Annotated in this window: 27 protein-coding genes; 13 read left to right on the top strand and 14 right to left on the bottom strand. The window is 71.2% G+C overall.

The genetic code is table 11. The features are described from left to right. Positions 1 to 141: 141 nt before the first annotated feature. Complete coding sequence (locus I4J89_RS07245) at positions 142 to 1,548, top strand: aldehyde dehydrogenase family protein (RefSeq protein ID WP_196413055.1); 1,407 nt, start codon at positions 142 to 144, stop codon at positions 1,546 to 1,548. Between the two features lie 282 nt (positions 1,549 to 1,830). On the opposite strand, the gene I4J89_RS07240 is transcribed toward I4J89_RS07245, so the two are convergent. After that, positions 1,831 to 2,040, bottom strand: a complete 210-nt coding sequence (locus tag I4J89_RS07240; RefSeq protein ID WP_196413054.1) for a hypothetical protein — start codon at positions 2,038 to 2,040, stop codon at positions 1,831 to 1,833. Positions 2,041 to 2,266: 226 nt separating this feature from the next. On the opposite strand from I4J89_RS07240, the gene I4J89_RS07235 reads away from it, so the two are divergent. The 3 genes from I4J89_RS07235 to I4J89_RS07225 are packed head-to-tail and all read left to right on the top strand — an operon-like array spanning position 2,267 to position 3,762. Next, positions 2,267 to 2,974 (top strand): nucleotidyltransferase domain-containing protein, encoded by a 708-nt coding sequence (locus tag I4J89_RS07235; RefSeq protein WP_196413053.1) that lies wholly within the window; start codon positions 2,267 to 2,269, stop codon positions 2,972 to 2,974. After that, complete coding sequence (locus I4J89_RS07230; protein WP_196413052.1) at positions 2,958 to 3,434, top strand: DinB family protein; 477 nt, start codon at positions 2,958 to 2,960, stop codon at positions 3,432 to 3,434. Before I4J89_RS07235 ends, I4J89_RS07230 begins: the two co-directional genes overlap by 17 nt. 34 nt (positions 3,435 to 3,468) lie before the next feature. Beyond that, a complete protein-coding gene (locus tag I4J89_RS07225; RefSeq protein WP_196413051.1) occupies positions 3,469 to 3,762 on the top strand; it encodes a hypothetical protein in 294 nt (97 codons plus the stop codon). Here the strand turns inward: I4J89_RS07225 and I4J89_RS07220 are convergent. The 5 genes from I4J89_RS07220 to I4J89_RS07200 all read right to left on the bottom strand — a co-directional run bounded on the left by I4J89_RS07220 (position 3,747) and on the right by I4J89_RS07200 (position 7,487). Continuing rightward, positions 3,747 to 4,577, bottom strand: coding sequence for a glycosyltransferase family 2 protein (locus I4J89_RS07220; RefSeq protein WP_309238221.1), 831 nt, complete (start codon positions 4,575 to 4,577; stop codon positions 3,747 to 3,749). The genes I4J89_RS07225 and I4J89_RS07220 overlap by 16 nt on opposite strands. A gap of 8 nt (positions 4,578 to 4,585) precedes the next feature. Further along, the gene (locus I4J89_RS07215; RefSeq protein ID WP_196413049.1) at positions 4,586 to 5,542 is read right to left on the bottom strand and encodes a TIGR03557 family F420-dependent LLM class oxidoreductase; all 957 of its coding nucleotides are present in this window, start codon (positions 5,540 to 5,542) and stop codon (positions 4,586 to 4,588) included. Positions 5,543 to 5,626: 84 nt separating this feature from the next. Beyond that, positions 5,627 to 6,256 carry a DUF3618 domain-containing protein gene (locus I4J89_RS07210; RefSeq protein ID WP_196413048.1) on the bottom strand — a complete coding sequence of 210 codons (630 nt, stop codon included), beginning with the start codon at positions 6,254 to 6,256 and terminating at the stop codon, positions 5,627 to 5,629. Then, positions 6,232 to 6,648, bottom strand: a complete 417-nt coding sequence (locus I4J89_RS07205) for a phage holin family protein (RefSeq protein ID WP_196413047.1) — start codon at positions 6,646 to 6,648, stop codon at positions 6,232 to 6,234. Before I4J89_RS07205 ends, I4J89_RS07210 begins: the two co-directional genes overlap by 25 nt. Further along, positions 6,645 to 7,487, bottom strand: coding sequence for a hypothetical protein (locus I4J89_RS07200; protein WP_230858485.1), 843 nt, complete (start codon positions 7,485 to 7,487; stop codon positions 6,645 to 6,647). Before I4J89_RS07200 ends, I4J89_RS07205 begins: the two co-directional genes overlap by 4 nt. Positions 7,488 to 7,749: 262 nt before the next feature. Between I4J89_RS07200 and folP the strand changes: the two genes are divergently transcribed. Then, positions 7,750 to 8,550 carry a dihydropteroate synthase gene (gene folP / locus I4J89_RS07195; RefSeq protein WP_196413358.1) on the top strand — a complete coding sequence of 267 codons (801 nt, stop codon included), beginning with the start codon at positions 7,750 to 7,752 and terminating at the stop codon, positions 8,548 to 8,550. On the opposite strand, the gene I4J89_RS07190 is transcribed toward folP, so the two are convergent. Continuing rightward, the gene (locus I4J89_RS07190) at positions 8,551 to 9,096 is read right to left on the bottom strand and encodes a TetR/AcrR family transcriptional regulator (RefSeq protein WP_196413046.1); all 546 of its coding nucleotides are present in this window, start codon (positions 9,094 to 9,096) and stop codon (positions 8,551 to 8,553) included. 67 nt (positions 9,097 to 9,163) lie between these two features. On the opposite strand from I4J89_RS07190, the gene I4J89_RS07185 reads away from it, so the two are divergent. Both I4J89_RS07185 and I4J89_RS07180 read left to right on the top strand, forming a co-directional pair. Continuing rightward, on the top strand, positions 9,164 to 10,555 hold the full coding sequence (locus tag I4J89_RS07185) for an MFS transporter (RefSeq protein ID WP_309238219.1): 1,392 nt from the start codon (positions 9,164 to 9,166) through the stop codon (positions 10,553 to 10,555). Positions 10,556 to 10,813: 258 nt separating this feature from the next. Beyond that, on the top strand, positions 10,814 to 11,086 hold the full coding sequence (locus I4J89_RS07180) for a hypothetical protein (protein WP_196413044.1): 273 nt from the start codon (positions 10,814 to 10,816) through the stop codon (positions 11,084 to 11,086). A 319-nt stretch (positions 11,087 to 11,405) separates the two neighbouring features. Here I4J89_RS07180 and I4J89_RS07175 read toward each other — a convergent pair whose 3' ends face one another. After that, a complete protein-coding gene (locus tag I4J89_RS07175) occupies positions 11,406 to 11,948 on the bottom strand; it encodes a hypothetical protein (protein ID WP_230858484.1) in 543 nt (180 codons plus the stop codon). A gap of 107 nt (positions 11,949 to 12,055) precedes the next feature. Then, positions 12,056 to 13,873, bottom strand: coding sequence for a LamG domain-containing protein (locus I4J89_RS07170; RefSeq protein WP_196413043.1), 1,818 nt, complete (start codon positions 13,871 to 13,873; stop codon positions 12,056 to 12,058). A 94-nt stretch (positions 13,874 to 13,967) separates the two neighbouring features. Here I4J89_RS07170 and I4J89_RS07165 point away from each other — a divergent pair, with 94 nt between their 5' ends. Then, complete coding sequence (locus tag I4J89_RS07165) at positions 13,968 to 14,402, top strand: hypothetical protein (protein ID WP_196413042.1); 435 nt, start codon at positions 13,968 to 13,970, stop codon at positions 14,400 to 14,402. 10 nt (positions 14,403 to 14,412) lie between these two features. Further along, entirely contained in the window at positions 14,413 to 15,183 is a 771-nt protein-coding gene (locus I4J89_RS07160; protein WP_196413041.1) for an LLM class F420-dependent oxidoreductase, read from the top strand. A 221-nt stretch (positions 15,184 to 15,404) separates the two neighbouring features. Here I4J89_RS07160 and I4J89_RS07155 read toward each other — a convergent pair whose 3' ends face one another. After that, positions 15,405 to 16,085: an SDR family oxidoreductase gene (locus tag I4J89_RS07155; RefSeq protein WP_196413040.1), complete on the bottom strand. Its 681-nt coding sequence runs from the start codon at positions 16,083 to 16,085 to the stop codon at positions 15,405 to 15,407. Between the two features lie 72 nt (positions 16,086 to 16,157). Between I4J89_RS07155 and I4J89_RS07150 the strand changes: the two genes are divergently transcribed. Further along, positions 16,158 to 16,700, top strand: a complete 543-nt coding sequence (locus tag I4J89_RS07150) for a TetR/AcrR family transcriptional regulator (RefSeq protein ID WP_196413039.1) — start codon at positions 16,158 to 16,160, stop codon at positions 16,698 to 16,700. Between the two features lie 59 nt (positions 16,701 to 16,759). On the opposite strand, the gene I4J89_RS07145 is transcribed toward I4J89_RS07150, so the two are convergent. Further along, positions 16,760 to 17,365: an acyl-CoA-like ligand-binding transcription factor gene (locus I4J89_RS07145; protein WP_196413038.1), complete on the bottom strand. Its 606-nt coding sequence runs from the start codon at positions 17,363 to 17,365 to the stop codon at positions 16,760 to 16,762. Next, the gene (locus tag I4J89_RS07140) at positions 17,362 to 18,855 is read right to left on the bottom strand and encodes an MFS transporter (protein WP_196413037.1); all 1,494 of its coding nucleotides are present in this window, start codon (positions 18,853 to 18,855) and stop codon (positions 17,362 to 17,364) included. Before I4J89_RS07140 ends, I4J89_RS07145 begins: the two co-directional genes overlap by 4 nt. A 136-nt stretch (positions 18,856 to 18,991) precedes the next feature. Here I4J89_RS07140 and I4J89_RS07135 point away from each other — a divergent pair, with 136 nt between their 5' ends. Both I4J89_RS07135 and I4J89_RS07130 read left to right on the top strand, forming a co-directional pair. Further along, complete coding sequence (locus I4J89_RS07135) at positions 18,992 to 19,150, top strand: hypothetical protein (protein WP_196413036.1); 159 nt, start codon at positions 18,992 to 18,994, stop codon at positions 19,148 to 19,150. A gap of 1 nt (position 19,151) precedes the next feature. Next, positions 19,152 to 19,997: a PfkB family carbohydrate kinase gene (locus I4J89_RS07130; protein WP_196413035.1), complete on the top strand. Its 846-nt coding sequence runs from the start codon at positions 19,152 to 19,154 to the stop codon at positions 19,995 to 19,997. Between the two features lie 36 nt (positions 19,998 to 20,033). Here the strand turns inward: I4J89_RS07130 and htpG are convergent, their stop codons facing one another. Next, entirely contained in the window at positions 20,034 to 21,878 is a 1,845-nt protein-coding gene (gene htpG / locus I4J89_RS07125; protein WP_309238218.1) for a molecular chaperone HtpG, read from the bottom strand. Between the two features lie 67 nt (positions 21,879 to 21,945). After that, entirely contained in the window at positions 21,946 to 22,146 is a 201-nt protein-coding gene (locus I4J89_RS07120) for a hypothetical protein (protein WP_230858483.1), read from the bottom strand. A 245-nt stretch (positions 22,147 to 22,391) separates the two neighbouring features. On the opposite strand from I4J89_RS07120, the gene I4J89_RS07115 reads away from it, so the two are divergent. Then, positions 22,392 to 22,748, top strand: coding sequence for a hypothetical protein (locus I4J89_RS07115; RefSeq protein WP_196413032.1), 357 nt, complete (start codon positions 22,392 to 22,394; stop codon positions 22,746 to 22,748). Positions 22,749 to 22,760: the final 12 nt, after the last annotated feature.

Raw genomic sequence — 22,760 nt, 5'->3', positions numbered from 1 at the left:
CTCACATGATCATCGACTTCTACCAAACGGCCGAACTCCCTGGGTTTTTGCCCCGTTACCTGCACTGATCGCTACCGTCTGGCAGGGGATCTTTGCTGTGAGTCACGGTTTCATGCGATGCAGTATGGGCAGTCTGCCTCCATGTACGAGGTTGAGCAGCTCATCGACGGTACGTGGACGCCCGGGAACGAAGGCCGGGAACTCACCGTTTCGAACCCGCGTGACGACGCCCCGGTCACGCGCGTACCGGTCTCCTCCGGCGCCGACGTGGCCGCGGCGGTGAAGTCCGCCCGCGCCGCCGCCCCCGGCTGGGCCCGGACCGCACCCGCCGCCCGCGCCGCCGCCCTGCACGCCGCCGCGGCCGAGGTGGAGGCCGCCGCCGACGAACTCGCCGAGATCATGTCCGCCGAGATGGGCAAGCCGGTCGACGGCGCCCGGGACTCCATCGCGGCCGGCGTCGGCACCCTGCGCCAGTACGCCGAGCTCGGCCCGGTCCACCGTGGCCGCGCGCTGGCCGGCAACGACGAGGCGATCGACCTGATGGCGTACGGCCCGCGCGGCGTGGTCGCGGTGATCACCCCCTGGAACGACCCGGTCGCCGTCTCCTGCGGACTGCTCGGCGCCGCCCTGGTCACCGGCAACACCGTGGTGCACAAGCCGAGCGAACGTACCCCGGCCACCGGCTGGCGGCTGGCTCAGCTGCTCGCACCGCACTTCCCGGAAGGGGTGCTGACCCTGGTCAACGGCGACGGGCCGGTCGGCGCCGCCCTCGCCGCCGCCGAGGTGGACGTGGTCGCCCACGTCGGCGCCACCGCCACCGGCCGGGCCATCGCCGCGGCCTGCGCGGTGTCCGGGGCGAAGGCTCTGCTGGAGAACGGCGGCAGCGACCCGGTGATCGTCGACTCCGGCGTCGACCCGAAGTGGGCGGCGCAGCAGGTGGCGCTCGGCGCGTTCGTGAACTCCGGGCAGATCTGCGTCGCCGTCGAGCGGATCTACGTGCTCCGGGACGTGGCCGAGCCGTTCCTCGACGCCCTGACCGCCGAGGCCGCGCAGTGGGCGTTCCAGATCGGCCCGCTCGTCGACCGGCGGCTGCGGGACGCGGTGGACGAGCAGGTGCAGGCCGCGGTCCGCGACGGGGCACGGCTGCTCTGCGGCGGAACGGCACCGTCCACGCCGGGCGCCTACTATCCGCCGACCGTCCTCGCCGACTGCACCGACGACATGGCGGTGGTCCGCGAGGAGACCTTCGGGCCGGTCGCACCGGTGGTCACGGTGGACTCGTTCTCCTCGGCGCTGGCCCGGGCGGCGGACTCACCGTACGGTCTCGCCGCGACCGTGCTCACCCCCTCGATGAGCCACGCCCAGCGGGCCTGGCGCGAACTGCCGGTCGGCACCGTGAAGATCAACGCGGTCTTCGGTGGCGCACCGGGCGGCGCCGCGCATCCGCGGCGCGGTTCCGGCCATGGATTCGGGTACGGCCCGGAGCTGCTCGACGAGATGACGGTGACCAAGGCCGTGCACATCGAGGCGCCCCCGTCCGGCTGGTGACCGCCCCGCCGCTCCGCCCGTCTCGCGAAGAGCGGCGGAACATCAAACCCGGCACGTTGAGGGACGACTGGCTGATCGTTGCCGGGTCGTAGTTTAGAGAAGGGTGAACGTCCCGCCTTTCGCAACGGCGTCCAGAGCGGAAGCGGGCGCCGGCCCGGCCACAATCGCGCCGGAAGCGGCCAGCGTGAGCGTGACGAGAAAATGCAATTTCATGACGGCCCTCCGGCGACAAATGAAGGGCGCCCTCAGCGATGCGCAGCCGAGGACGCCTCTCGACTACTTTCAGAAGGCGCCGGAGATCTGCGCCGGCATGTTGGCCTGGGTGTCCTCCTCCTCGACCTCTTCCTCCTCGGCCTCTTCCTCTTCTACCGGGTCATCGCTGGCCTGCCAGGTAGTACTGCTGATTGCGGCATCCGATGTGCGGGCATTCGATCCGGTGTCGCTGGCGACTGCCGGCACCGGCATTGCCAGCGCGGTGGCGATCGCGGACACCGCGCAGATGGTCCTTTTCATGATTCCCCGATTCCATTTTTGGACGCGATTGATCCAGCGTTCATACCGCTATTTCGGAAAACGCCGCGACGCCGGAAGTCGCACTCAGAACGTAGCTCCGGCTGATCCTACTGCCGATTCACCGGACAGGAACGGACACGCAAAAATGTCGGTCCGCTACCGTAATGGGTTTGCCGGGTCACGCCGCGCCGAGTATGCCTTCGGCATGGACATGCTGGACAAGGTTCTCGCCGAGGCCGCCGCCGATCCCACGGTCCGCGGCGTCGTGCTGACCGGCTCGCACGCACGCGGGCTGGCCACCTCGCGCTCGGACCTCGACGTCACCGTCGTGGTCACCGAGCAGGAGGTGCCCTGGCGACACCGGCTCCGCACCACGGAACTCGACGAGACCGTCTGCACCGTCGACGGTCTCGCCGACACCTCGGTCCACTGGCGCCGCTACGGCTTCCGCGGCGCGCGGGTTCTGCTCGACCGGCTCGACGGCGGCATCGCCACCCTGGTCGACCGGCAGGCCGTCCCCACCGCCGAGGAGGCCGAGCGGCTGGCCCGCGAGATGCTGGACACCTACGTCAACCAGCTCTACCGGGCGGCCAAGAGCCGGCGCGACGGCCATCCGGAGCTCGCACAGCTGGACGAGATCGAGGCCGTCCCGTGGCTCCTGGAGACGGTCTTCGCGCTGCACGGCCGGCTGCGCCCCTACAACAAGTACCTGCCCTGGGAGCTGGCCACCCACCCGCTCCCGGAGGACTGGAACGCCGCCCTCACCCCGGCCCGGCTGCCCACCGGCGCGCTGCCACTCTTCCCGGCCGTCGCCGGCCTGGCCCGCCGGTGTGGCCACGGCGACGTCCTCGACGCCTGGGGTGATGACATCGGCCTGATCCTGGCATGCTGCGCTGATGCCCGACCTCTTTGATCAACCGCTGCGTGCCCAGTTCGACGCGTTCCTCGACGAGCACCGGGCGGCGCTCGCCGCCTGTCTGGACGGCCTGACCGAGGAGCAGGCCCGCCGCCGGCTGGTGCCGTCCCGGACCACCCTGCTCGGCCTGGTCAAGCACGCCACCTTCGTGGAGCGGGTCTGGTTCGACGAGGCGGTCACCGGCCGCTCCCGCGCCGAGATCGGCATCCCGGCGGACCCGGACACCAGCTTCGTTCTCGATGACGGCGACACGATCGACACGGTCCGGCGGGCGTACCTGGAGGCCTGTGCGGACTCCCGGACGGCGACCGCGCCGCTCGGGCTCGACGACGTGCTGCCCGGCAACCGGCGCGGCCCGTTGCCGCTGCGCTGGGTCTACCTGCACGTGCTGCGCGAGCTGGCCCAGCACTGCGGGCACGCCGACATCCTGCGCGAGCAGATCATCCACCAGGAATGATTCGCCGCCGCCCGACCCGTTCGACAATCCGGCGATGGGCTGCTTGTTCGCACTTTTCGCCGGGGTCTTCCCGCGGCTTGCGCTGTTCATCATCTGGATCGCCCGGCCGGCGATGGTCAATTCCGCGTTCGACACGTGGATCTTCCCGCTGCTGGGCATCATCTTCTTCCCGTTCGCGACCCTGATCTACGTGGTCCTCTGGACGCCGGGCGTCGGCCTGAACAGCTGGGACTGGTTCTGGGTGGTCCTCGCGGGGCTGCTCGACCTGGCGCACTGGGCGGCCGGCGCCACCCAGCGCAACCAGATCCCCGGTTACAGCCGCGGCTGACCGGCCGCCAGCCGGACCAGGCCCGCCTCCACCGGGGCGGGCAGCCGCCGCCGGTGGCGCAGCGTCCAGGGCAGCGACCGCAGCACGTCCCAGCCCGCCGCCGGCGACTCGCGCACCGACGATGCCAGCGTGCGGGCCACGACGGCGGGCGGGCGGCGCAGCAGCGCGGTCAGCATCCGGTTGCGGGCCTCGATCCGCCGCCGGGTGCCGTCGTCGCGTCCCGCGGACCGCGGGAAGTGCCGGACGACCAGGGACGGTTCGTAGCAGAGCCACCAGCCCGCGGCGGCCATGTCCATCGCCAGGAGCGCTTCCTCCCCGTACACGAAAAGGCGTGGCTCGAATCCGCCCACCGCGAGGAACGCCTCGCGCCGGACCACCACCGCGCAGGAGAGGAAGCCCAGCACGGACGGACCCGGCGCGCCGGGTGGGGTGCCGATCGGTCCGGCGGCCATGGCCGCCGAGATCGGATCGAGGCGGCCCTCCGGGCCGATGAGGACCTTCGCGGTGACCAGCCCGAGCCTGTCGTGCCGGTCCAGCAAGGCGGTCGCCCGGGCCAGCGACCCCGGTGACCAGTACGAGTCGTCGTCGGCGAAGGCGACGTACGGGGTGGTGGCCCGCCGCACCCCCTCGTTGCGGGCGGCGGCTCCCCGGTTCTCGGGGAGCCGCACCACCTCGACGGCGGGAAAGGCCGTCGCGATCGCCTCGGGCCCGCCGTCGTCGGAGCCGTTGTCCACCAGAATTACCGGCGCGGTGTGCTCCGGGAGAGTCTCGAACAGCCGGTCCCGCCGGTTGCGGGTCGCCACCACTACGGTCACCTGGTCGCTCACCGGGAGGTCAGCCGTTCACGCAGTTCCTTGTCGAAGAAGTCGAAGAACCCGTCCGGGTCCGGTCCCACGTTCATCAGCACCACGTGGTCGTATCCCGCGTCGGTGTACTCGCGCACGGCCTGCACGTACCTCGCCGGGTCCGGGCCTGCGGTGAACTGCTCGCGTACGTCGTCGAGGGTGACCGTGGCGGACGCGGCCTCGAAGTTGGCCGGGTTCGGCAGCTCGGCCATCACCTTCCAGCCGGTGACCGACCAGCGCGCGGTGCGGTGCGCCTCGGCGATCGCCGCCTCCTCGGTGGGCGCCCAGGCGACCGGCACCTCGGCGTACTTCGGGCCGGAGCCGCCGTTGTCCTGGAAGGTCTCGACCAGGTCGGCGCGGGGCTCGGTGGCGAACAGGCCGCTGCCGTGGGTGGCGGCCAGTTCGGCGGCGGCCTTGCCACCGGCGGCGACCGCGATGTCCGGCAGCCGGTCCGGCAGGTCGAACACCCGCGCGTCCTCGAGCCGCAGGTACTTGCCCTCGTAGGACTGGTAGCCGCCCTGCCAGAGCAGTTTGATGATCTCCAGGGCCTCGCGCAGCCGCTCCTGCCGTTCCCGGACGCTTCCGAAGCCCTGTCCGACGACGTGCTCGTTGAGCCGCTCGCCGGAGCCGACGCCGAGCGTGAACCGGTCGTCCGAGATGATCGCCAGGGTGGCCGCGGCCTGCGCGATGATCGCCGGGTGATAGCGCACGCTGGGGCAGGTCACCCCGGTCGCGAGGCCGAGCGTACGGGTCTGCACGGCGAGAGCGCTGAGCACGTTCCACGCGTACGGGGAGTGGCCCTGCACGTCGAGCCACGGATGGTAGTGGTCACTGATCTCGACGAAGTCGAAGCCGGCCTGTTCGGCGCGGATGCCCTGCCGGATGAGCTCCTTGGGGCCGAACGCCTCGGCGGCGAGTTTGTATCCGATTCTCATGATGCTGGCGATTCCCGCGTGCCACCGCCACAAACGCCAGGACGGGCCGGCTCGCGCCGGCCCGTCCTCGATGAAGCGGTTCGATCAGGAGGTCGCGGCCTGCTTGGTCTGGTCGCGGACGTCCTGCGCGTTGGAGGTCGCCGTCTCCTTGGTGGTCTGCGCGGCGTCGCGAGCGGTCTCCTTGACCTGCCCGGCGGCCTGCTGCACGGTGCCGCCGATGTCGTCCTTGAGGTCGCTCGCCACGTCCTTCACCTTGTCGGTGAGGTCGCCACTGTGGTCCTTCAGCTGCTGCCCGGCGCGGCGCTCGGCGTCGGTGACCGGGATCAGGCTGGAGGCCAGCAGGCCCACGCCGAAGGCGATGATGCCGGCGGCCAGCGGGTTGCCCTGGGTCTGGCTGGCCACTGCACGCGGGGCCTGGCGGACCTTCTGGGCGGCCGCTCCGGCCTTGTCGCTCGCCGCGTCGGAGAGCTGCGACGCCTTGTCGCTAGCCGCGCCGGTCAGCTCCGACGCCTTGTCGCTCAGGCGGGACGTCTGCTCCTGTGTGGTGTACCGAGCCTGCTCGGTGGTGCCCATGACCTTCTCCTTCACCGCGCTCCAGCGCCGCCGGGCGGCCTGCCGCGGACTCGTCTTCTCGGCCAGCAGGTCGACGTCGCGCGTCAGCGTGGCCCGGGTGTTCTCGATGTCCTGCTTCAGCCGGTCGGGTTCTTCAGCCATTGGGCGTCCTCCTTCAGAGTTTCGGCGGTGCGGCGCGGCACCGGGTCGACGGTCTTGATCTTCTTGCGGCCGTTGACGAAGAGAACGGCACCGATGGCCGCCCAGATGGCGGCGACGATGAGCGCGGCCCAGCCGTCCGGCATGACGCTGCCGAGGGCGAAGACCAGCGCGAAGCTCAGCAGGACCACGGACAGGTAGCCGGCGAACGCGGCACCGCCGAGCATCCCGGCGGCCTTGCCGGCCTTGGTCGCCTCCTGCTGGATCTCCGCCTTGGCGAGGGCCACCTCCTGCCGGAACAGCTGCGACAGGTCGTTGCTGATATTGCCGATGATGTCGCCGATCGAGGTCTCGGCGACCTGCTCGTCGTGATCGTTGCGGTACGGCGCCGTCATGACCGGCGCTCCGGGCTACCCGGCAGGTAGTTCTCCTCCACCACGGCCGGGGTTCCGGTGCCGGTGGCGGCGTACTCGGTGGTCGCCGGGGTCACGTACCCGACGGAGCCGGTCTCGTAGCCGGCGGCCGTGTCGCCCGCATAGGCCTCCGTGGCCGGACGGGCCTGGTAGCCGCTCGCCTCGGAGCCGTAGCCGGAGCCCGAGCTGAAGGTGTCCGTGTCCGGCTTGCCGGCGTCGGCGTCGGCCTTGGCGACGCTCTTGCCGAGCCGGCCCACCACGAAGCCGGCGGCCAGGGCGGTGGCCAGGAAGGCACCGGGGCGGCGGCGGGCGAAGTCCTCGACCTCGCGGAGTACGCCATCCGGGCCGTTGCGGTCCAGGTAGTCGGCGAACTGGCGGCCGCCCTCGGCAACCCTGGCGACGACCGCGGCGGCCGGCGAGTCCTGCCGCTCCGCACGCATCTCGTCGAGCTGGTCGGCGGTCTGCCGGATGCTCCCGACCAGGCGCTCGTTCTGGCTGCGGGCCTGCTCGCCGAGCTTGCCGCGCACCTCGGAGGCGACGCCGCGAGCCTGGTCGCGCGCTTCCGCGCCGACCCGCTGCACCTGCTCCTTGGCGGTGTCCTTGACGTCCGAGGCGGCCTGTCCGGCCGACTCACGAGCCTGCTCGGCGACCTGGCGCGGCTTCGACGGCTCCTCGCCGGTCTGGTAGCCGGTCGGGGTACCGGTCTCGTAGCCGGCGGTGTGCCGCGGCTCGGTCACCGGGTAGGCCGGCGTCGTCGGGTACTCGGGATCGTAGCCCGGCTGCGGCGGCACGCCGACCGGGTCAGACGCACGGTCACTCATGGTTCCTCCGTAAGGGGTGTTGGCCGTTGTGCCCACGCCCCGGGACTACCCTCAGTTCGGTCCGTCGATTCCCCTCCGGATGTGATAAATGGCGCAACTTCGCACATCTATAAAATCCCAGTTCAGGGGTAGGTCCTACTCCTGAGTCACTTTCACGTTAGGGCTCCGGAGGCCGCCTGTTAGGGTCCGTTCCGTGAGCGAGCACAGCGGTACGCGGGTCATCGGCGGCCGGACCTTCGACTTCTCGCGCCGGGTCGCGGTGATGGCGATCGTGAACCGCACGCCGGACTCGTTCCACGACCGCGGTCGCACGTTCGCGCTGGAGAAGGCCACCGAGGCGGTCCGCGCCGCGGCCGCCGACGGCGCCGACTGGATCGACATCGGCGGGGTGCCGTTCGCGCCGGGCCCGGAGGTGACCGTCGCCGAGGAACTGGACCGGGTGCTGCCCGTCGTCGAGGCGGCCCGCGATCTCGCCGTGGTCTCGGTGGACACGTTCCGCCCCGAGGTGGCCCGCGAGGTGATCAAGGCCGGCGCCGGCGTCGTCAACGACACGTCCGGCCTGCGCGACCCGGCGATGGCCGACGCGGTGGCCGGCACCGACGCCCAGCTGGTGATCTGTCACAGCCTGGCCGCGCCGCGCACCCTCTGCCCCCGGCCGCAGTATCAGGACGTGACCGCCGAGGTGGGCACCTTCCTGCGGGAGCGGGTCGAGCTGGCGCTGTCCCGCGGGGTACGCCCGGACCAGATCATCATCGACCCGGGCCACGACCTGAACAAGAACACCCACCACTCGCTGGAGATCACCCGCCGGCTGGACGAGATCGCCGCGATCGGCTATCCGATGCTGGCGGCACTCAGCAACAAGGACTTCATCGGCGAGACCCTGGACCGCCCGCAGCAGGAACGGCTGGCCGGAACCCTGGCCACGGTGGTCTTCTGCATCCTGCGCGGCGCCCGGATCATGCGCGTGCACGACGTGCGCGCCGCGGTCGACGCGATCCGGATGACCGAGGCGATGCTGGGCTGGCGGGAGCCCGCCTACACCCGGCACAACATGGAGTGATCAGTCCCCCGGGAAGGCGCTGAGCAGTTCGGTCGCCCACGGCGGCAGCGGCACCGGATCGGGGCCGAGCACCCGCATCGAGCCGAGCACGGTGATCAGCATGCCCATCGCGAAGAAGCCGCGGGTCTGGTCCGGATCGGCGCCGGTCAGCTCGCGGACCACCCAGTACAGCCGCCCGTAGCAGTCGCGCACCGCGTCGCCGATGACCGGGTCGCCGGCCGCCGCGTAGCCGTGCAGCAGCACGACGAGCAGTTCCCGTTCGGCGAGCAGGTCCTCGTACGCCGCGCCGAGCCTCTCCAGGGTCGGGTCGTCGGCGGCGGCGGCCCGCCATTTCGCCTCGATGCGGTCCCCCGCGTAGCGCAGCGTCGCGAGGAACAGCTCCTGCTTGGAACCGAAGAGGCGCACCACGTACGGCTGGGAGACGCCGGCGATCCGGGCCACCTGATCGGTGGTGGTTCCCGCGTAACCGCCCTGGGCGAAGGCTTGCAGGGCAGCCGCCACGAGCTGAACGTGGCGCTCCTGGGCGGTGAGACGGGTCCGGGTCACGTTGACAGGTTATCAGTCGATGCATACCGTGCTTAGTTATCAGTCGATAACAACTAAGGGAGAACCAGTGACCACCCTCGCGCCCAGCCGGCCACCGGCCCGGACCCGACCGTTCGGACTGGTGATCGCCGCGGTCGGCATCCCGGCCTTCATGGGAGCCCTGGACAACCTGGTCGTCAGCACCGCGCTCCCGGTCATCCGCACCGAGCTCGGGGCGTCCATCTCGGACCTGCAGTGGTTCGTGAACGCGTACACGCTGCCGTTCGCCGCCTTCCTGCTCACCGCGGCCGCGCTGGGCGACCGGATCGGCCGCCGCCGGATGTACCTGGCCGGCATCGTGGTCTTCACCGCCGCCTCGGCCGCCGCCGCGCTGGCCACCGAGCCGTGGCAGCTCACCGCGGCCCGCGCCGTGCAGGGCCTCGGCGGCGCGGCCATCGCACCGCTGTCACTGACCCTGCTCGCCCAGGCCGTCCCCGACCGCCTGCGCAATGCCGCGATCGGCATCTGGGGCGGCATCACCGGCCTCGGGGTCGCCCTCGGCCCGGTCATCGGCGGCGCCGTCACCGAGGGCCTCGCCTGGAACTGGATCTTCTGGGTCAACGTCCCGATCGGCGTCGGCGCCCTGATCCTGGCGGCGATCGTCCTCGGCGAGTCGCGCGGCGGTGCCCGCCGCCTCGACCCGTTCGGCCTGGTGCTGTCCGCCGGCGGCATGCTGCTGCTGGTCTGGGGCGTCGTCGACGGCCCGGAGAAAGGCTGGACCACCGGCCGGGTGCCGGTCATGCTGGGCGCGGGCGTCGCGCTGATCACCGGGTTCCTCTTCTGGCAGAGCCGCAACCGTACGCCGATGCTGCCGCTCAGCCTCTTCAAGTCCCGCTCGTTCAGCCTCGTCAACGTCGTCACACTGACCTTCTCGGCGGGCGCCTTCGGCTCGGTCTTCCTGCTCGCCCAGTTCTTCCAGGTGGTGCAGGGCCTCAGCCCGCTCGAGTCGGGCCTGCGCACCCTGCCGTGGACCGCCGCGCCGATGGTGGTCGCCCCGCTCGCCGGCATCTTCGGCGCCCGGATCGGCATGCGCAACCTGATCTTCGCGGGCCAGCTCTTCCTCGCCGCCGGCCTGCTCTGGATCGGCCTCGTCACCTCGACGGAGGTGAGCTACGGCCGGCTGGTCGGCGCCTTCGTCCTGGCCGGCGTCGGCATGGGCCTCACCTTCGCCCCGATCAGCACGGTCACCCTGGCCAGCGTCACGGAGGCCCAGCGTGGCGTCGCATCCGGCGCCAACAACACGATCCGCGAGTTCGGCGTCGCGGCCGGCGTCGCCGCCCTCTCCTCCATCTTCAGCACCTACGGCGGTTTCGCCTCCCACCAGGACTTCGTCGACGGCGTGACCCCGGCCGTCCTGACCGGCGCGGCCATCCTCGCGGCCGGGGCGCTGGTCGCCCTCCGCCTCCCCCAGCGGCCCTGACCAGCACCACCCCCGGCCGGCGCGCCGGTCGCCCTACGCCCCTCCGCGGCCCTGACCAGCACCGCCCCGGCCGGCACGCCGGTCGTCCCACGCCCGGCGATCCTGGCCGGTGCGGCCATCCTCCGGCAGGCGCGCTGGTCACCCGCCACCATCCCCCCGCCATCCTGGTTCCGCAGTGATCCAGACCGATCCGATCGACGATTCTCACCGTTCTAATAGGACGTGAGGTATTCATTCGCGGTAGCAGGAAGACATGTCGTGGCCGTCGCGGCCCTGGTTCTGGCCCTCTCGGCGGCACCAGGGCCGGCGATCGCAGGACCCGGCGACAACGCCCGGCCCCCGGGAACCCTCAGCGCGGCTGTCGAGAGCGACTCCGGCCGGATCCTCGCCTCCGAGAAGCCCGCGGACGCCGACGACGAACAGGAGGGCAGCGGCCCGGTGGCCGGGCTGCTGGCCCTCGGCGGCGTCGCCCTCCTGTCCCTGGTAGGCGCGGTCGTCTGGAGCATCCGGCGACGCCCGCCGGCATCCTGACGACCGCCTCCGCAAGCTCCGCCTCGGTAGGCAGGTCCGGCCGCGATCGGGCTCCGCCGACGATCCGCAAAACGCCTGTTGCACTCCCGCAACATGACTGCAACGATGACCTTCAATTCCGCACCGTCCGGGACACGGCGGGGCTGCCGGCACCGTCCTCGCCGGTCAGATCCACCGCGCCGGGCCTGTTGCCGGCGGCGGCGGAGTGCGGCCGGCGGGCACCCCGGCGGCTCGAGAAGCGGCGTGTGCCGGACCTCCGACCGGCACACGCGATTCCGCCCCGGCGGCCTGCCGCCGTCCGCACCGGCCGCCGGGGGCTTCACTCCCGATGAAGCGCCTCGTTCAGAGCCGACGACTCCCCACCCAAACGGGGCTTCACCCATAGCCGGGGCTTCACCCACACCGGCAGTGGGCTCCCGCAGACGGCGCAGGTGAAGTCGCCCTCCTTGACCACACAGATCTGGCCGCACCCCGGGCACCGCCGGAACACGAACTCCGCGGTGAACCCACCCGGATGCCCGAAGCCGGCGCGCTCAGCGGCCGCGGCCACCGCGGGCCAGCAGGACGGGTCCGGGCAGTACCCCGTCGACTGATTGCTCACCTCGCTGATCCGCCAGCCACCGCCGTCCCTGGTGAACGAGACCTCCCCGGCCGCGAGCACCTCGCCACCCTCGGCGCAGGCCACGTGCTCGCTCTCCCGGGGCGCCAGCCGGAGCACCCCGGACAGATCCACCACATAGGTGAACGGCCCCGGACCCGCACTCGCCCACGAGGTGAAGTCGGCTGCCGAGCGGACGGCGCGGCCCGGCCCGGTGGTCGCGGCAGCCGCCACGTCCGCCGGGCCCACGTATCGATACCTCACGGCGACCGACGGTAGCGCGCACCCGGACCGGCCAGCTCACCCCGGATTGGACAGTCCCCGCCCGCGAAAGACAGCTCAAGTCAGCAGAAAACAGGTCAAGCCCCGCATCAGCCGACCTCCACCCAGACGTCGTCCAGGGTGCCGTGGAACTGGTCGTTGTTGGCGCCGACGCCCTTCCCGCCCACGGTGAACGGCTGGGTGGTCTGCACCGCCAGACTCGCCGGCACCGCGACACTCGCCTCGAGACGGTCGTCGACCACGATGGCGAGGGTCGGCCCGGTGCGGCGGCATTCCAGCGAGTGCCACTTGCCGTCCGCCACCGAGGTACGGCTACGCGCCACGTACGCCCCGGCCTGGTCGCCCATCCCGCAGCTCGGCTTGCCGGACAGCCCGTCGACCTGCAGCTTGTACTGCCCGCCCCCGGTCGAGTACCCCTTCTGGAGGATGTTCTCGCCCCGGCCGGTCTCCGCCGGGGACAGCAGCACCCCGGCCCCGTACCGCAGCGGCCGGTCGCCGGGGTTGAGGTCGGCGGTGTCACCGGCCTGGAGGATGAGCCGCGGGCACTCCGCGCCGCCACACTTCTCCGGGAAGCGGAGGGCCTGCCCGGTGCCGTGCGGCACGAGCATCGGCGCCCCACCGTTGCGGGTCACCGCACGCAGCAGGTGCCCGTGTCCCGACCCGTCATCGAAGGTCCCGTCCGCGATGGTGGTGTCGAAGTTGTACGCCGCCACATGGTCCGAGGCGACCGTCTGCTCCTCGCGGGGCGTCACCCCGGTGAACGCGGCGTACCGCTTGCGGCCCAGCCCACCGACCGTGGTGAAGTCGCCGACCGCGCTGATCGCACCGAGCCCCGCGCTGGCGGCCAGCTGCCGGGTGCCGGCCACCCCGTTGGCCTGCGGCGACCATCCGAGCAGGTTGCCTTCCCGGTCGACGGCCGCGAGCTTGCCACGCGGTACGGATCCGTCGGTGCAGATGCCCCGGGCACCGTTGTTGGTGGTTGTGCAGGCCTTGTCGAAGTGCCCGCCCACGTAGATCACGTCGTCGAGGACGGTGACCGCCTGGGCGTCGCCGTCGAAGACCCGGGTCCAGCGGGTCTGGCCGGTCCGCGTGTACGACACGGCCCGCCCACCGAGTCCGCCGAGCGCCGCGTACACGCCGTCGGCGTGCGCGGTGAGCGCGAAGACCTGGGAGACCGGTTTCGCCACGAAGCCACGGTCGAGCACACCGGTGACCGGGTCCACCGCGCTGAGCCGCAGGGTGGAGCTGACGTTGTTGGTGCGGTGAAACCGCCCGCCCAGGTAGACCCGGTCCGGGGTGACCGCGAGCGCGTTCACCGCGTCGTCGGTGACCGGTGCCCAGGCGTCGAGGGCGCCGGTGCTGATGGTGAACGCGGCGAGGTTGGCCCGCGGCACCCCGTCGACCGCGGTGATCCGCCCGCCGACGTAGAGCTTGCCGTGCCCGGCCACGAGCGCGTTCGGCTGGCCGAGCACGGTGTGCCGCAGCGAGGTGAGCACGCCGCTGGTGGCGCCGATGCCGGCCACCGCGTCCCGGGTCTCGCCGTTGATCGTGTCGAAGTCGCCGGCCGCGTAGACCACGTCGCCGTCGACGGCGAGGGCACGCACGTTGGCGTCCGCGGCGGGCTTCCAGTCGAGCAGGACGCCGGTGCGGGCGTTGAACGCGGCGAGCCGGGTCCGGGGGATGCTCTTGCCGTTCACGACGGCGCTGGTGAAGTTGCCGCCCACGTAGACGGTGTCGCCACGGTAGGCGACCGCGTAGACAGAGCCGTTGAAGGACGGGGAGGTGGCCGGCTCGGAGGAGACGATCTCGGCGAAGGCCGTCCCGCCGGCCGCGACGAGCACCGTCGCGATCCCGACGATCAGGGCCCGCCGGACAACTGATTTACCGTTTTTGGGGTTATGGGACACATTGCTACCTAACTTCCCTCTCCCCGCAAAGGTGTCGGACCACTCGTCCGGTAGCGACTATGCTGCCGCGTACGGATCGACGAAAGGGAATGCCGTGCCGCGACGCCGTGCCGCACTGACCACCGCCCTGGCCGCGTGCCTGCTGGCGAGCGCCGGGTGCGAGATCGAGGTCGCGCCCGGCTCACTGCCGGTGCCGGTCAGCATCGCGCCGGCGCCGTCCGCCTCGGCCGGCCAGCCGGCGTACGTGTGCAGCGCGGTCCACGCCGTGCTCACCTCGGGTGCGGTGCGCCTCGCCGAGTACGCGACCGGCGACGGCGCCGACGCCCGCGCGGGCATGCAGAAGACCTTCGCCGACATGGCCGGCCAGATCACCACGGCCGGCGAGCAGAGCGCCGACCCGGCCCAGCGTGCGGCCGTCGACGCGATCGCCGGCGACCTCACCCGAGCCTCGCAGTCCGGCGACCCGGAGGCCTTCCTCAACGGCGAGTTCACGGCGATCGGCCAGAAGCTGGACGGCACGTGCAATTAAGCTTCGCGACATGATCGATAGGCCGATTCGGATCGCCTTGCAGTTGCAGCCGCAGCACATGGACTACGCCACCATCCGCCGCACAGCGTCGGAGGCCGAGGACCTCGGCGTGGACATCATCTTCAACTGGGACCATTTCTATCCGCTCAACGGAGAGCCGGACGGCCTGCACTTCGAGTGCTGGACCATGCTGGCCGCCTGGGCCGAGGCCACCTCCCGCGTCGAGATCGGGCCGCTGGTCAGCTGCAACAGCTACCGCAACCCGGAACTGCTCGCCGACATGGCCCGCACCGTCGACCACATCTCCGGCGGCCGGCTCATCCTCGGCATCGGTTCCGGCTGGTTCGAACGCGACTACACCGAATACGGCTACGACTTCGGCACCGCCGGCAGCCGCCTCGACGACCTGGCCGAGGCCCTGCCCCGCATCGAGGCCCGCTGGGGCAAGCTCAACCCGCCGCCCACCCGCAAGATCCCGGTCCTGATCGGCGGCGGCGGCGAGAAGAAGACGCTGCGCCTGGTGGCCAAGCACGCCGACATCTGGCACACCCTCGCCGACGCCGACGGCGTCGAACACAAGCTGGGCGTCCTGCGCGGCCACTGCGAGGCGATCGGCCGCGACCCGGCCGAGATCGAGGTCTCGGTGGTAGCCCGCCCCGGCACCCGCGAACGCCTGCACACCGCCGGCGCCCGCCTGTTCACCGTCCACGTCGGCGGCCCCGACCCCGACCTCACCGAACTCCGCGAGTGGATCTCCTGGCGCGACGAGACCAACAAATAAAACCCTTTCCGGGTACGCGCACCGGCCGCCCCGCCGAATCCACACCTCCCCGCCGAGCCGCGCGATCGCGAGCCAACTCCCGGCCCCGACGCGACCGCCGGGCCCAGGCAGGTGGCCGCCCGGCACGTCCGTGCTTCCGGCCGCAGCGCCGGTCCCGGTAGGCAATCGCTCCCGAGCGGCCGGAACAGGCGCCACGATCCCAGCGCCCGTTCCGGCCGCCGTCACGCCGCGGCGCCGGAAAGGCCGGCCTTCACCCCACGGGTCAGGTCGTCGCCGAGCACCTCCGCGTCACCACGGGCGATCGCGTCCAGTGCGAGCCTCGCCACCACCGCCGGGTCGGCCTTGCGGTCGGCCGGGACGGACGCGGCCATGTCGGTGTCCATGTAGCCGACGTGCAGCCCGGTGACGGTGATGCCGCTCGGCGCCAGGAGTTCCCGGCTCGCGTTCGTCAGCGCCCAGGCCGCCGCCTTCGCCGCCGAGTACGACCCGGCGAAGCCCGGATGCAGCCAGGACAGCACCGACAGCACGTTGAGCACCGCTCCCCCGCCGTTCGCCGCGATCACCGGGGCGAACGCGCGGGTCACGGCCAGCGTGCCGAAGTAGTTGACCTCCATGTCCTGCCGGACACCGGTCAGGTCACCGTCCAGCAGCGACTGCCCGGCGGCGACACCGGCGTTGTTGATCAGCAGGGTGGCGTCGGCAGCCGTGGCCGCGGCCTTGGCGACCGACTCCGGGTCCGTCACGTCAAGGGCCAGCGGGATGGCGCCCGGCAGGTCGATACCGCGCGGATCACGGGCGGCGGCGTAGACCTTGGCGCCCCGTTCGAGCAGCTGGGCGGCGAGGTGGCGGCCGAACCCGCGGTTGGCTCCGGTGACGACGGCGATGACGTTGGTGAGTTCCATGCGACTTAGATTACGGCTGTCATCTAAAGAGCGCCAGGTAATAGATGACACACCTCATCTATAGTTGCGGGCATGGGACGGGTGTCGCAGGCGCAGGCCGCACAGAACCGGGAACGCATCGTCGCCACGGCGGCGCGCCTCTTCCGCGAGCGAGGCGTCGCCGGGGTGAGCGTGGCCGACGTGATGGCCGAGGCGGGACTGACCCACGGCGGGTTCTACAAGCACTTCGCCTCCAAGGACGCGCTCGTCGCGGAGGCGATCACCCAGGCTTTCGCCGAGCAGGCCGCCGCCCTGGACGGGAACGGGACGGCGGCGCTGCTCGACGCGTACCTCTCCACCGCCCACCGCGACCACCCGGGCACCGGATGCCCGTCGGCGGGTTTCGGCGGGGACGTCGCGCGGGCTGACGGCGGCGAGACGCGCCGGGCGTACGCCGAAGGGGTTGAGGGTTTCGCCCGGCGCCTGGGCGCCGGCGGCGAAGCGGACCTGGCCGCCGCCGGCATGCTGGTCGGCGCGCTGCTGCTGTCCCGGGCGACCGCCGGCACCGACCTCTCCGACCGCATCCTGGCCGCCGCCCGCGAGGCCCTGGCCGGCCGAACGCCGACCGCCGGCTGAGCAAACCGCGGCCGAGCAGAAGCACCGGCCGAGCAGAAGCACCGGCTGAGCAAGAGCGCTCAGCCCAGCGGCAACCCGTCCTGGAGCAGCGTCAACGCCTTCTCCAACCGCTGATAATCACCCGGCGTCACGCCCTCGATGTGCCCCACGCCGCCGGACGGCAGCACGGCGAGCAGGGCGCCGACCGTCGCCCCCGCGGTCACCCGGGCCGAGAAGTCGTCCGAGGGCAGCCCGGCCCGCTCGGCGATCACCGCGGCCACCATGTCGATGGCGTCGGTCATCTGCTGCAGCATCCGGGCGCGCAGTTCCGGTACGCCCAGCACCAGCCGCTGGCGCCGCCGCTCGAACTCCCACGTCTCCGGGCTCATGTCGTCGAAGACCTGGCGCATCGCGCGCCGGATCGCCTCGACCGGCGGCACCTCGGCGGGCTGGGCGCGGACCGCGTCGATCAGGACCGCGTCGACGTCGTCGATCAGGACGACGTCCTCCTTGGTCGGGAAGTACCGGAAGAACGTGCTCGGCGAGACCTCGGCCGCGTCGGCGATCTGGTCCACCGTGGTCTGCGCGTACCCCTGCTCCTCGAACAACCGCATCGCGTGCTCGCGGATCGCGGCCCGGGTCTTCGCCTTCTTGCGCTCGCGCAGGCTGGTCGGGGGCGCTGTCATACCCCCGATTCTGCCAGTACCGGCACGGCCTGCCTGGTCCGCGGCAGCACCACCAGCGCGAGCACCGCCCCGGCCGCCGTCACCGCGCCCGCCGCCAGCAGGGAGACGCCCATGCCGTGCGTGAAGGCGTCCCGGGCCGCGTCGAGCAGCGCCGGATCACCGGACTGCCGCGCGGCCGCGACGCTCTCCCGGACCGCGTCCGGCGCCGAGGCGGGCAGCGCGTCACGGTAGGCCGTGTTCAGCACCGTGCCCAGCACGGCCACACCGATCGCGCTGCCGACCTGCCGCAGCGCCTGGATCAGGCCGGACCCGACGCCGCTGCGTTCCGGGGTGAGCGCGCCGAGCGCCGCGTTCATCGACGGCGGCATGGTGAGGCCGAGGCCCACACCGGCCACGGTGATCCAGGCCGCCACGTAGGCGTACCCGGTGTCCGGGCCGGTGGCCGCACCGGCGAAGAGCGCGGCGGCCATCACGGCGAGGCCGGTGGCGATGACCGGGCGAGCACCGAACCGGGCGGTGAGCTTGTCGGCGACCCGGGCGCCGACGAGCAGGCCGCCGATCACCGGGAGCAGGCGCAGCCCGGTGCCGAGCGCGTCCGCGCCGCCGACCACCTGGAAGAGCTGCGGCAGCGTGAAGAGCAGGCCGAAGAAGGCGAACCCGGCGATGGTGGCGAAGAGCGTGCCGCCGGTGAACGCCCGGTTCCGGAACAGGTCGAGGTCGATGAGCGGCGCCTTTCCGGTGGCAGCGGCGCGCCGCTGCCAGAGGATCAGCGCGCCGAGCGCGAGGACGCCGAAGGCGACGGTGAGCAGGGCGCGCGGGTCACTCCAGCCACGTTCGCCGGCTTCGATGATCCCGTACGTGAGAGCGACCAGTCCGGCCGCGGACAGCAGGACTCCGGGCAGGTCGAAGCGGCGGTGGCGGTCGCCGTACGACTCGGGGAGCAGGACGGCGACCGCGATCAGGCCGAGGACGACGAGGGGCAGGTTGATCAGGAAGACCGAGCCCCAGTGGAAGCGGTCCAGCAGATAACCACCGAGCAGAGGACCGAGGGGTACGCCGAGCGCGTTCGCGGTTACCCAGATCGACAGGGCGCGGGGGCGTTCCTGTTCGTCGAAGAGAACGGTCAGGACCGCTCCCATCAGCGCCATGATCACGGCTGATCCGAGGCCGAGGACCGCCCGGGCGGCGATCAGCTGGCCGGCGGACTCCGCGTAGGCGCAGGCGACCGAGGCGGCTCCGAACAGCACCAGGGCGCCGAGCAGGAACTTCTTCCGGCCGTACCGGTCGCCGAGCATCCCGGCCGGCAGCAGTCCGGCGGCCAGGACCAGCAGGTACGACGAGGTGAACCACTGGAGGTCACCGGTGGAGGCCTCCAGGTCCCGGGCCAGGGTCGGCAGCGCGACGCTGAGCACCGTGCTGTCCAGACCGATGGCGAGCGTGCAGAGGGCGAGTGCTCCGAGCGCGTACCAGCGCCCTTTGAAGGTAGCCATGAAATGAGAGTAACTGTCAAAAGCAATGGGGTAGCAGTTTCGCTGAGGGCCGGCTCAGGTTGGGCGTGCCGCCTGCGCCGCTTGCCGCCCTGTGTCACGATCTTGGATGGCATAGGCAGGATCGGAGGAGTTCGGGATGAAGAAGGTCCTCGGTTGGATCCTGGTGTTCCTGCTGGTCTTCTGGATCGGCACCAACCCGGGCCAGGCCGCCGACGTGGCCCGCAGCCTGGGCGACGGCGTGGCCGACATCTTCACCAACATCGGCACGTTCTTCGTCGAGCTCTCCGACGGCTGACGTGCGGGTTCTCTGTGCCGGTCTGGCCACGGTGGACCTCGTACAGCGGGTTGATCGGCTGCCCGGCGCCGACGAGAAGGTGCAGTCGGAGTCGGTCGAGGTCGCCGCGGGCGGGCCGGCCGCCAACGCCGCCGTCACCGCCGCCGCGCTGGGGGCCGAGGTCACGCTGATCACCGCGGTCGGCGCGCACCCGCTCGGCGACCTGATCCGCGCGGACCTGGCGGCCCACGGCGTGACCCTGATCGACGCGGCGCCGGACTGGCCCGAGCCGCCGCCGGTCTCCGCGGTGACCGTGCTGGCCGGGACCGGGGAACGCACCATCGTCAGCCGCAACGCGGGGAACCGTGCGGTGGGCGTACCGGAAAGGGGTCTGCCCGAAGCGGACCTGACGCTTGTCGACGGACATCATCCCGTGCTGGCCGTGGCCGCGGCGCGCGCCGCGCGGCGCCTGCTGGTGGACGCCGGCAGCTGGCGCCCGGTCTTCGCGGAGATCTTCCCGCACGCGGAGGTGGTGGCCTGCTCGGCCGACTTCCGGCACCCGGCCGCCGCCGATCCGTCCGACGAGGCCACCGCCGCAGCCGTGCACGCGCCCCATGTCGTGATCACGCACGGCGCGCGGCCGGTGCGCTGGTTCAGCGAGGCGGGCGCGAGCCGGTCCGGCGCGATCGAGGTGCCGCGCGTCGCGGCGGTGGACACGGCCGGCGCCGGCGATGCCTTTCACGGCGCGCTCGCCGTCGGCCTCGCCCGGGGCGAGGACCTGCGAACCGCTGTTGCGTACGCGATACGCGTCGCCGGCGTCCGGGTGACGCACGCCGGACCGCGCGCCTGGCTCGCGCACCTGTCCTGACGACCGGCCCGCCGGGTGAGCGGGCCGGTCGCACTCTCAGACCGTGCGGGCCAGCCGGTCGGCGAGGAGCTTGGCGAAGCGCGCCGGGTCGTCCAGGTCGCCGCCCTCGGCCAGCAGCGCCGTGCCGTAGAGCAGCTCCGCGGTGTCCGGCAGCGCCGGGTCGTCGGCGCCGCGCTCGTGCGCCGCCCGCAGGCCGGAGACGAGCGCGTGGTTCGGGTTGAGCTCGAGGATCCGCTTGACCCGCGGGCCCTCCTGGCCCATCGCCCGGTACATCTTCTCCAGCGCCGGCGTGATGTCGTCGGAGTCGCTGACCAGGCAGGCCGCCGAGGTGGTCAGCCGGTGGGACAGGCGGACCTCCTTGACCCGCTCGTCCAGCTTCTCCTTGAGGAAGCCGAGCAGCGGGCCGAAGTCGCCCTCCGGCTCCTTCTCCTCTTCGTCCTTCTTCAGGTCCACCGAGCCGCGGGCGATCGAGCGCAGCTTCTTGCCCTCGTAGTCGGGCACCGCGTCGACCCAGATCTCGTCCACCGGGTCGGTGAGGATCAGCACCTCGTAACCCTGCTCGCGGAACGCCTCCATGTGCGGGGAGTTCTCCACCTGGGAGCGGCTCTCGCCGGTCAGGAAGTAGATCTCCTCCTGGCCTTCCTTCATCCGCTCCACGTACCCGGCGAGCGTCGTCGGCTCGGTGCCGCCGGTGGTCGCGAACGAGGCGATCTCCAGGATCGGCTTGTGGTTGTCCGGCTCGCTGAGCAGGCCTTCCTTGACCGCCCGGCCGAACTCGCGCCAGAACGTGGCGTACTTCTCCGGGTTACTGCTCATCAGGTCCTTGATGGTGCTGAGGACCTTCTTGACCAGCCGGCGCCGGATCATCTGGATGTGCCGGTCCTGCTGGAGGATCTCCCGGGAGATGTTCAGCGAGAGGTCGGCCGCGTCCACCACGCCCTTGACGAAGCGCAAGTAGTCCGGGATCAGCTCCTTGCTGTCGTCCATGATGAAGACGCGCTTGACGTAGAGCTGAAGGCCACGGCGGGCGTCGCGCTGGAACAGGTCGTGCGGAGCCCGGGACGGGATGAAGAGCAGCGCCTCGTACTCGAAGGTGCCCTCCGCCTTCATGTTGATGATCTCGAGCGGGTCGGTCCAGTCGTGGCTGATGTGCCGGTAGAACTGGTGGTACTCCTCGTCGGTGACCTCGCTGCGCGGCCGCGCCCACAGCGCCTTCATCGAGTTGAGGGTCTCGTCGCCCTTCCGGATCGGGAACGAGATGAAGTCCGAGTACCGCTTGACGATCTCCCGGATCTTCCAGTCGTCGGTGTAGTCGTAGAGCGCGTCGTCCTCGTCCTTCGGCCGCAGGTGGAGGGTCACGCTGGTACCGACCGGAGCGTCCGGCGCGTCGTCGATCGTGTAGGTGCCCTCGCCCGCGGACTCCCAGCGGGTGCCGTGCCCCTCGGTGCCGGCCTTGTGGGTCACCAGCGTGACCTTGTCGGCGACCATGAACGTCGAGTAGAAGCCGACGCCGAACTGACCGATCAGCTCGGTGTCGCCCTTGGCCTCGGACGCCTCCTTGAGCTTGGTCAGCAGCTCCGCGGTGCCGGACTTCGCGATCGTGCCGATCAGCTCGACGACCTCGTCGCGGGTCATGCCGATGCCGTTGTCGCGGATCGTCAGCGTACGAGCCTCGGCGTCCGCCTCGATCTCGATGTGCAGGTCCGAGGTGTCCGCCTCGAGGCCGTCCTGCAACTTGGCCAGGCGCAACTTGTCCAGCGCGTCGGACGAATTGGAGATCAGCTCACGGAGGAAGATGTCCTTGTTCGAATAGATCGAATGGACCATCAGCTGCAGCAGCTGACGTGCTTCGGCTTGGAACTCCAACGTCTCCATCGTCACCCTTTGCCTTTGAAACCATCTCGGCCGTCATGTCCGGTACTTCGCACCGATCGTATGACGTCCGGGTTCAGCAGCCGGGACCGGCGGCCATCCCGTCGACGATCCGATACCGCGAGATGTCGCCCTTCACGTACTCGCGCAGCTCCCGCACGGTCCGCGGGGCCTCGCCGTGCACGCCCACGTACGCGACGATCGCCGAGTCGACGTTGCGGCAGGTCGCCTGGTTCGCGACCGCACGGGCGTCGGCTTCCAGCTTCTGCGGGTTCAACGCAGCGTAAGAAACGCCGGAGATACTCACCGTAATCGCAGCAGCCAGGCCCAACTCGATCATTCGCACCCGAGCAGGCTAGTGGTGATCACGGAAAGTATCCAGCTGGCCGATCGTCCGGGATCATGAACCCGAAGAGTGACGGTCCAAGAGCGCGAATGAATCGTCGTGAGCCTTTACGCGGCGATGGTGATCTTCGTACGGTTATCACTCGGAGCAACGGTCTGATTACGCTGGAGGATCCCATGCGTCGTACCGCTGTCGTTCTCGCCCTCACCCTCGCCGGTCTCTGGATCGCCGCACCCGCGCAGGCGTTCGCCCACAACCGGGTGCACAGCCCGGCCCTGCACGCCCTGCTCGACGGCCTCACCCTGCTGGTCGTCTCGGCGCCGGTCTGGACCGCCCTGCTGTGGAGCGGCGGCCGCCGTTGGCTCCTGGCCGCACTGATCGCAGTGGTGCAGATCCCGGTCGCGGTCATCGGGTTCGTGCCGATCGTCGACCCGTACCTGCATCTGGCACTCTTCGCGCTGGCCCTGACCCTCACCGCGGTGTCGCTGCGAATCGTCCGCCACCAGGCGGCGCCCGCCCCGGTTCACGAGTGACGAACGAGGAGA

Origin of the sequence: Actinoplanes aureus, from assembly GCF_015704865.1 — a bacterium.
GTDB classification, from domain to species: Bacteria; Actinomycetota; Actinomycetes; order Mycobacteriales; family Micromonosporaceae; genus Actinoplanes; species Actinoplanes aureus.
The sequence above is the reverse complement of the archived record's forward strand: the minus strand, read 5'-3'. Positions and strand labels throughout refer to the sequence as shown.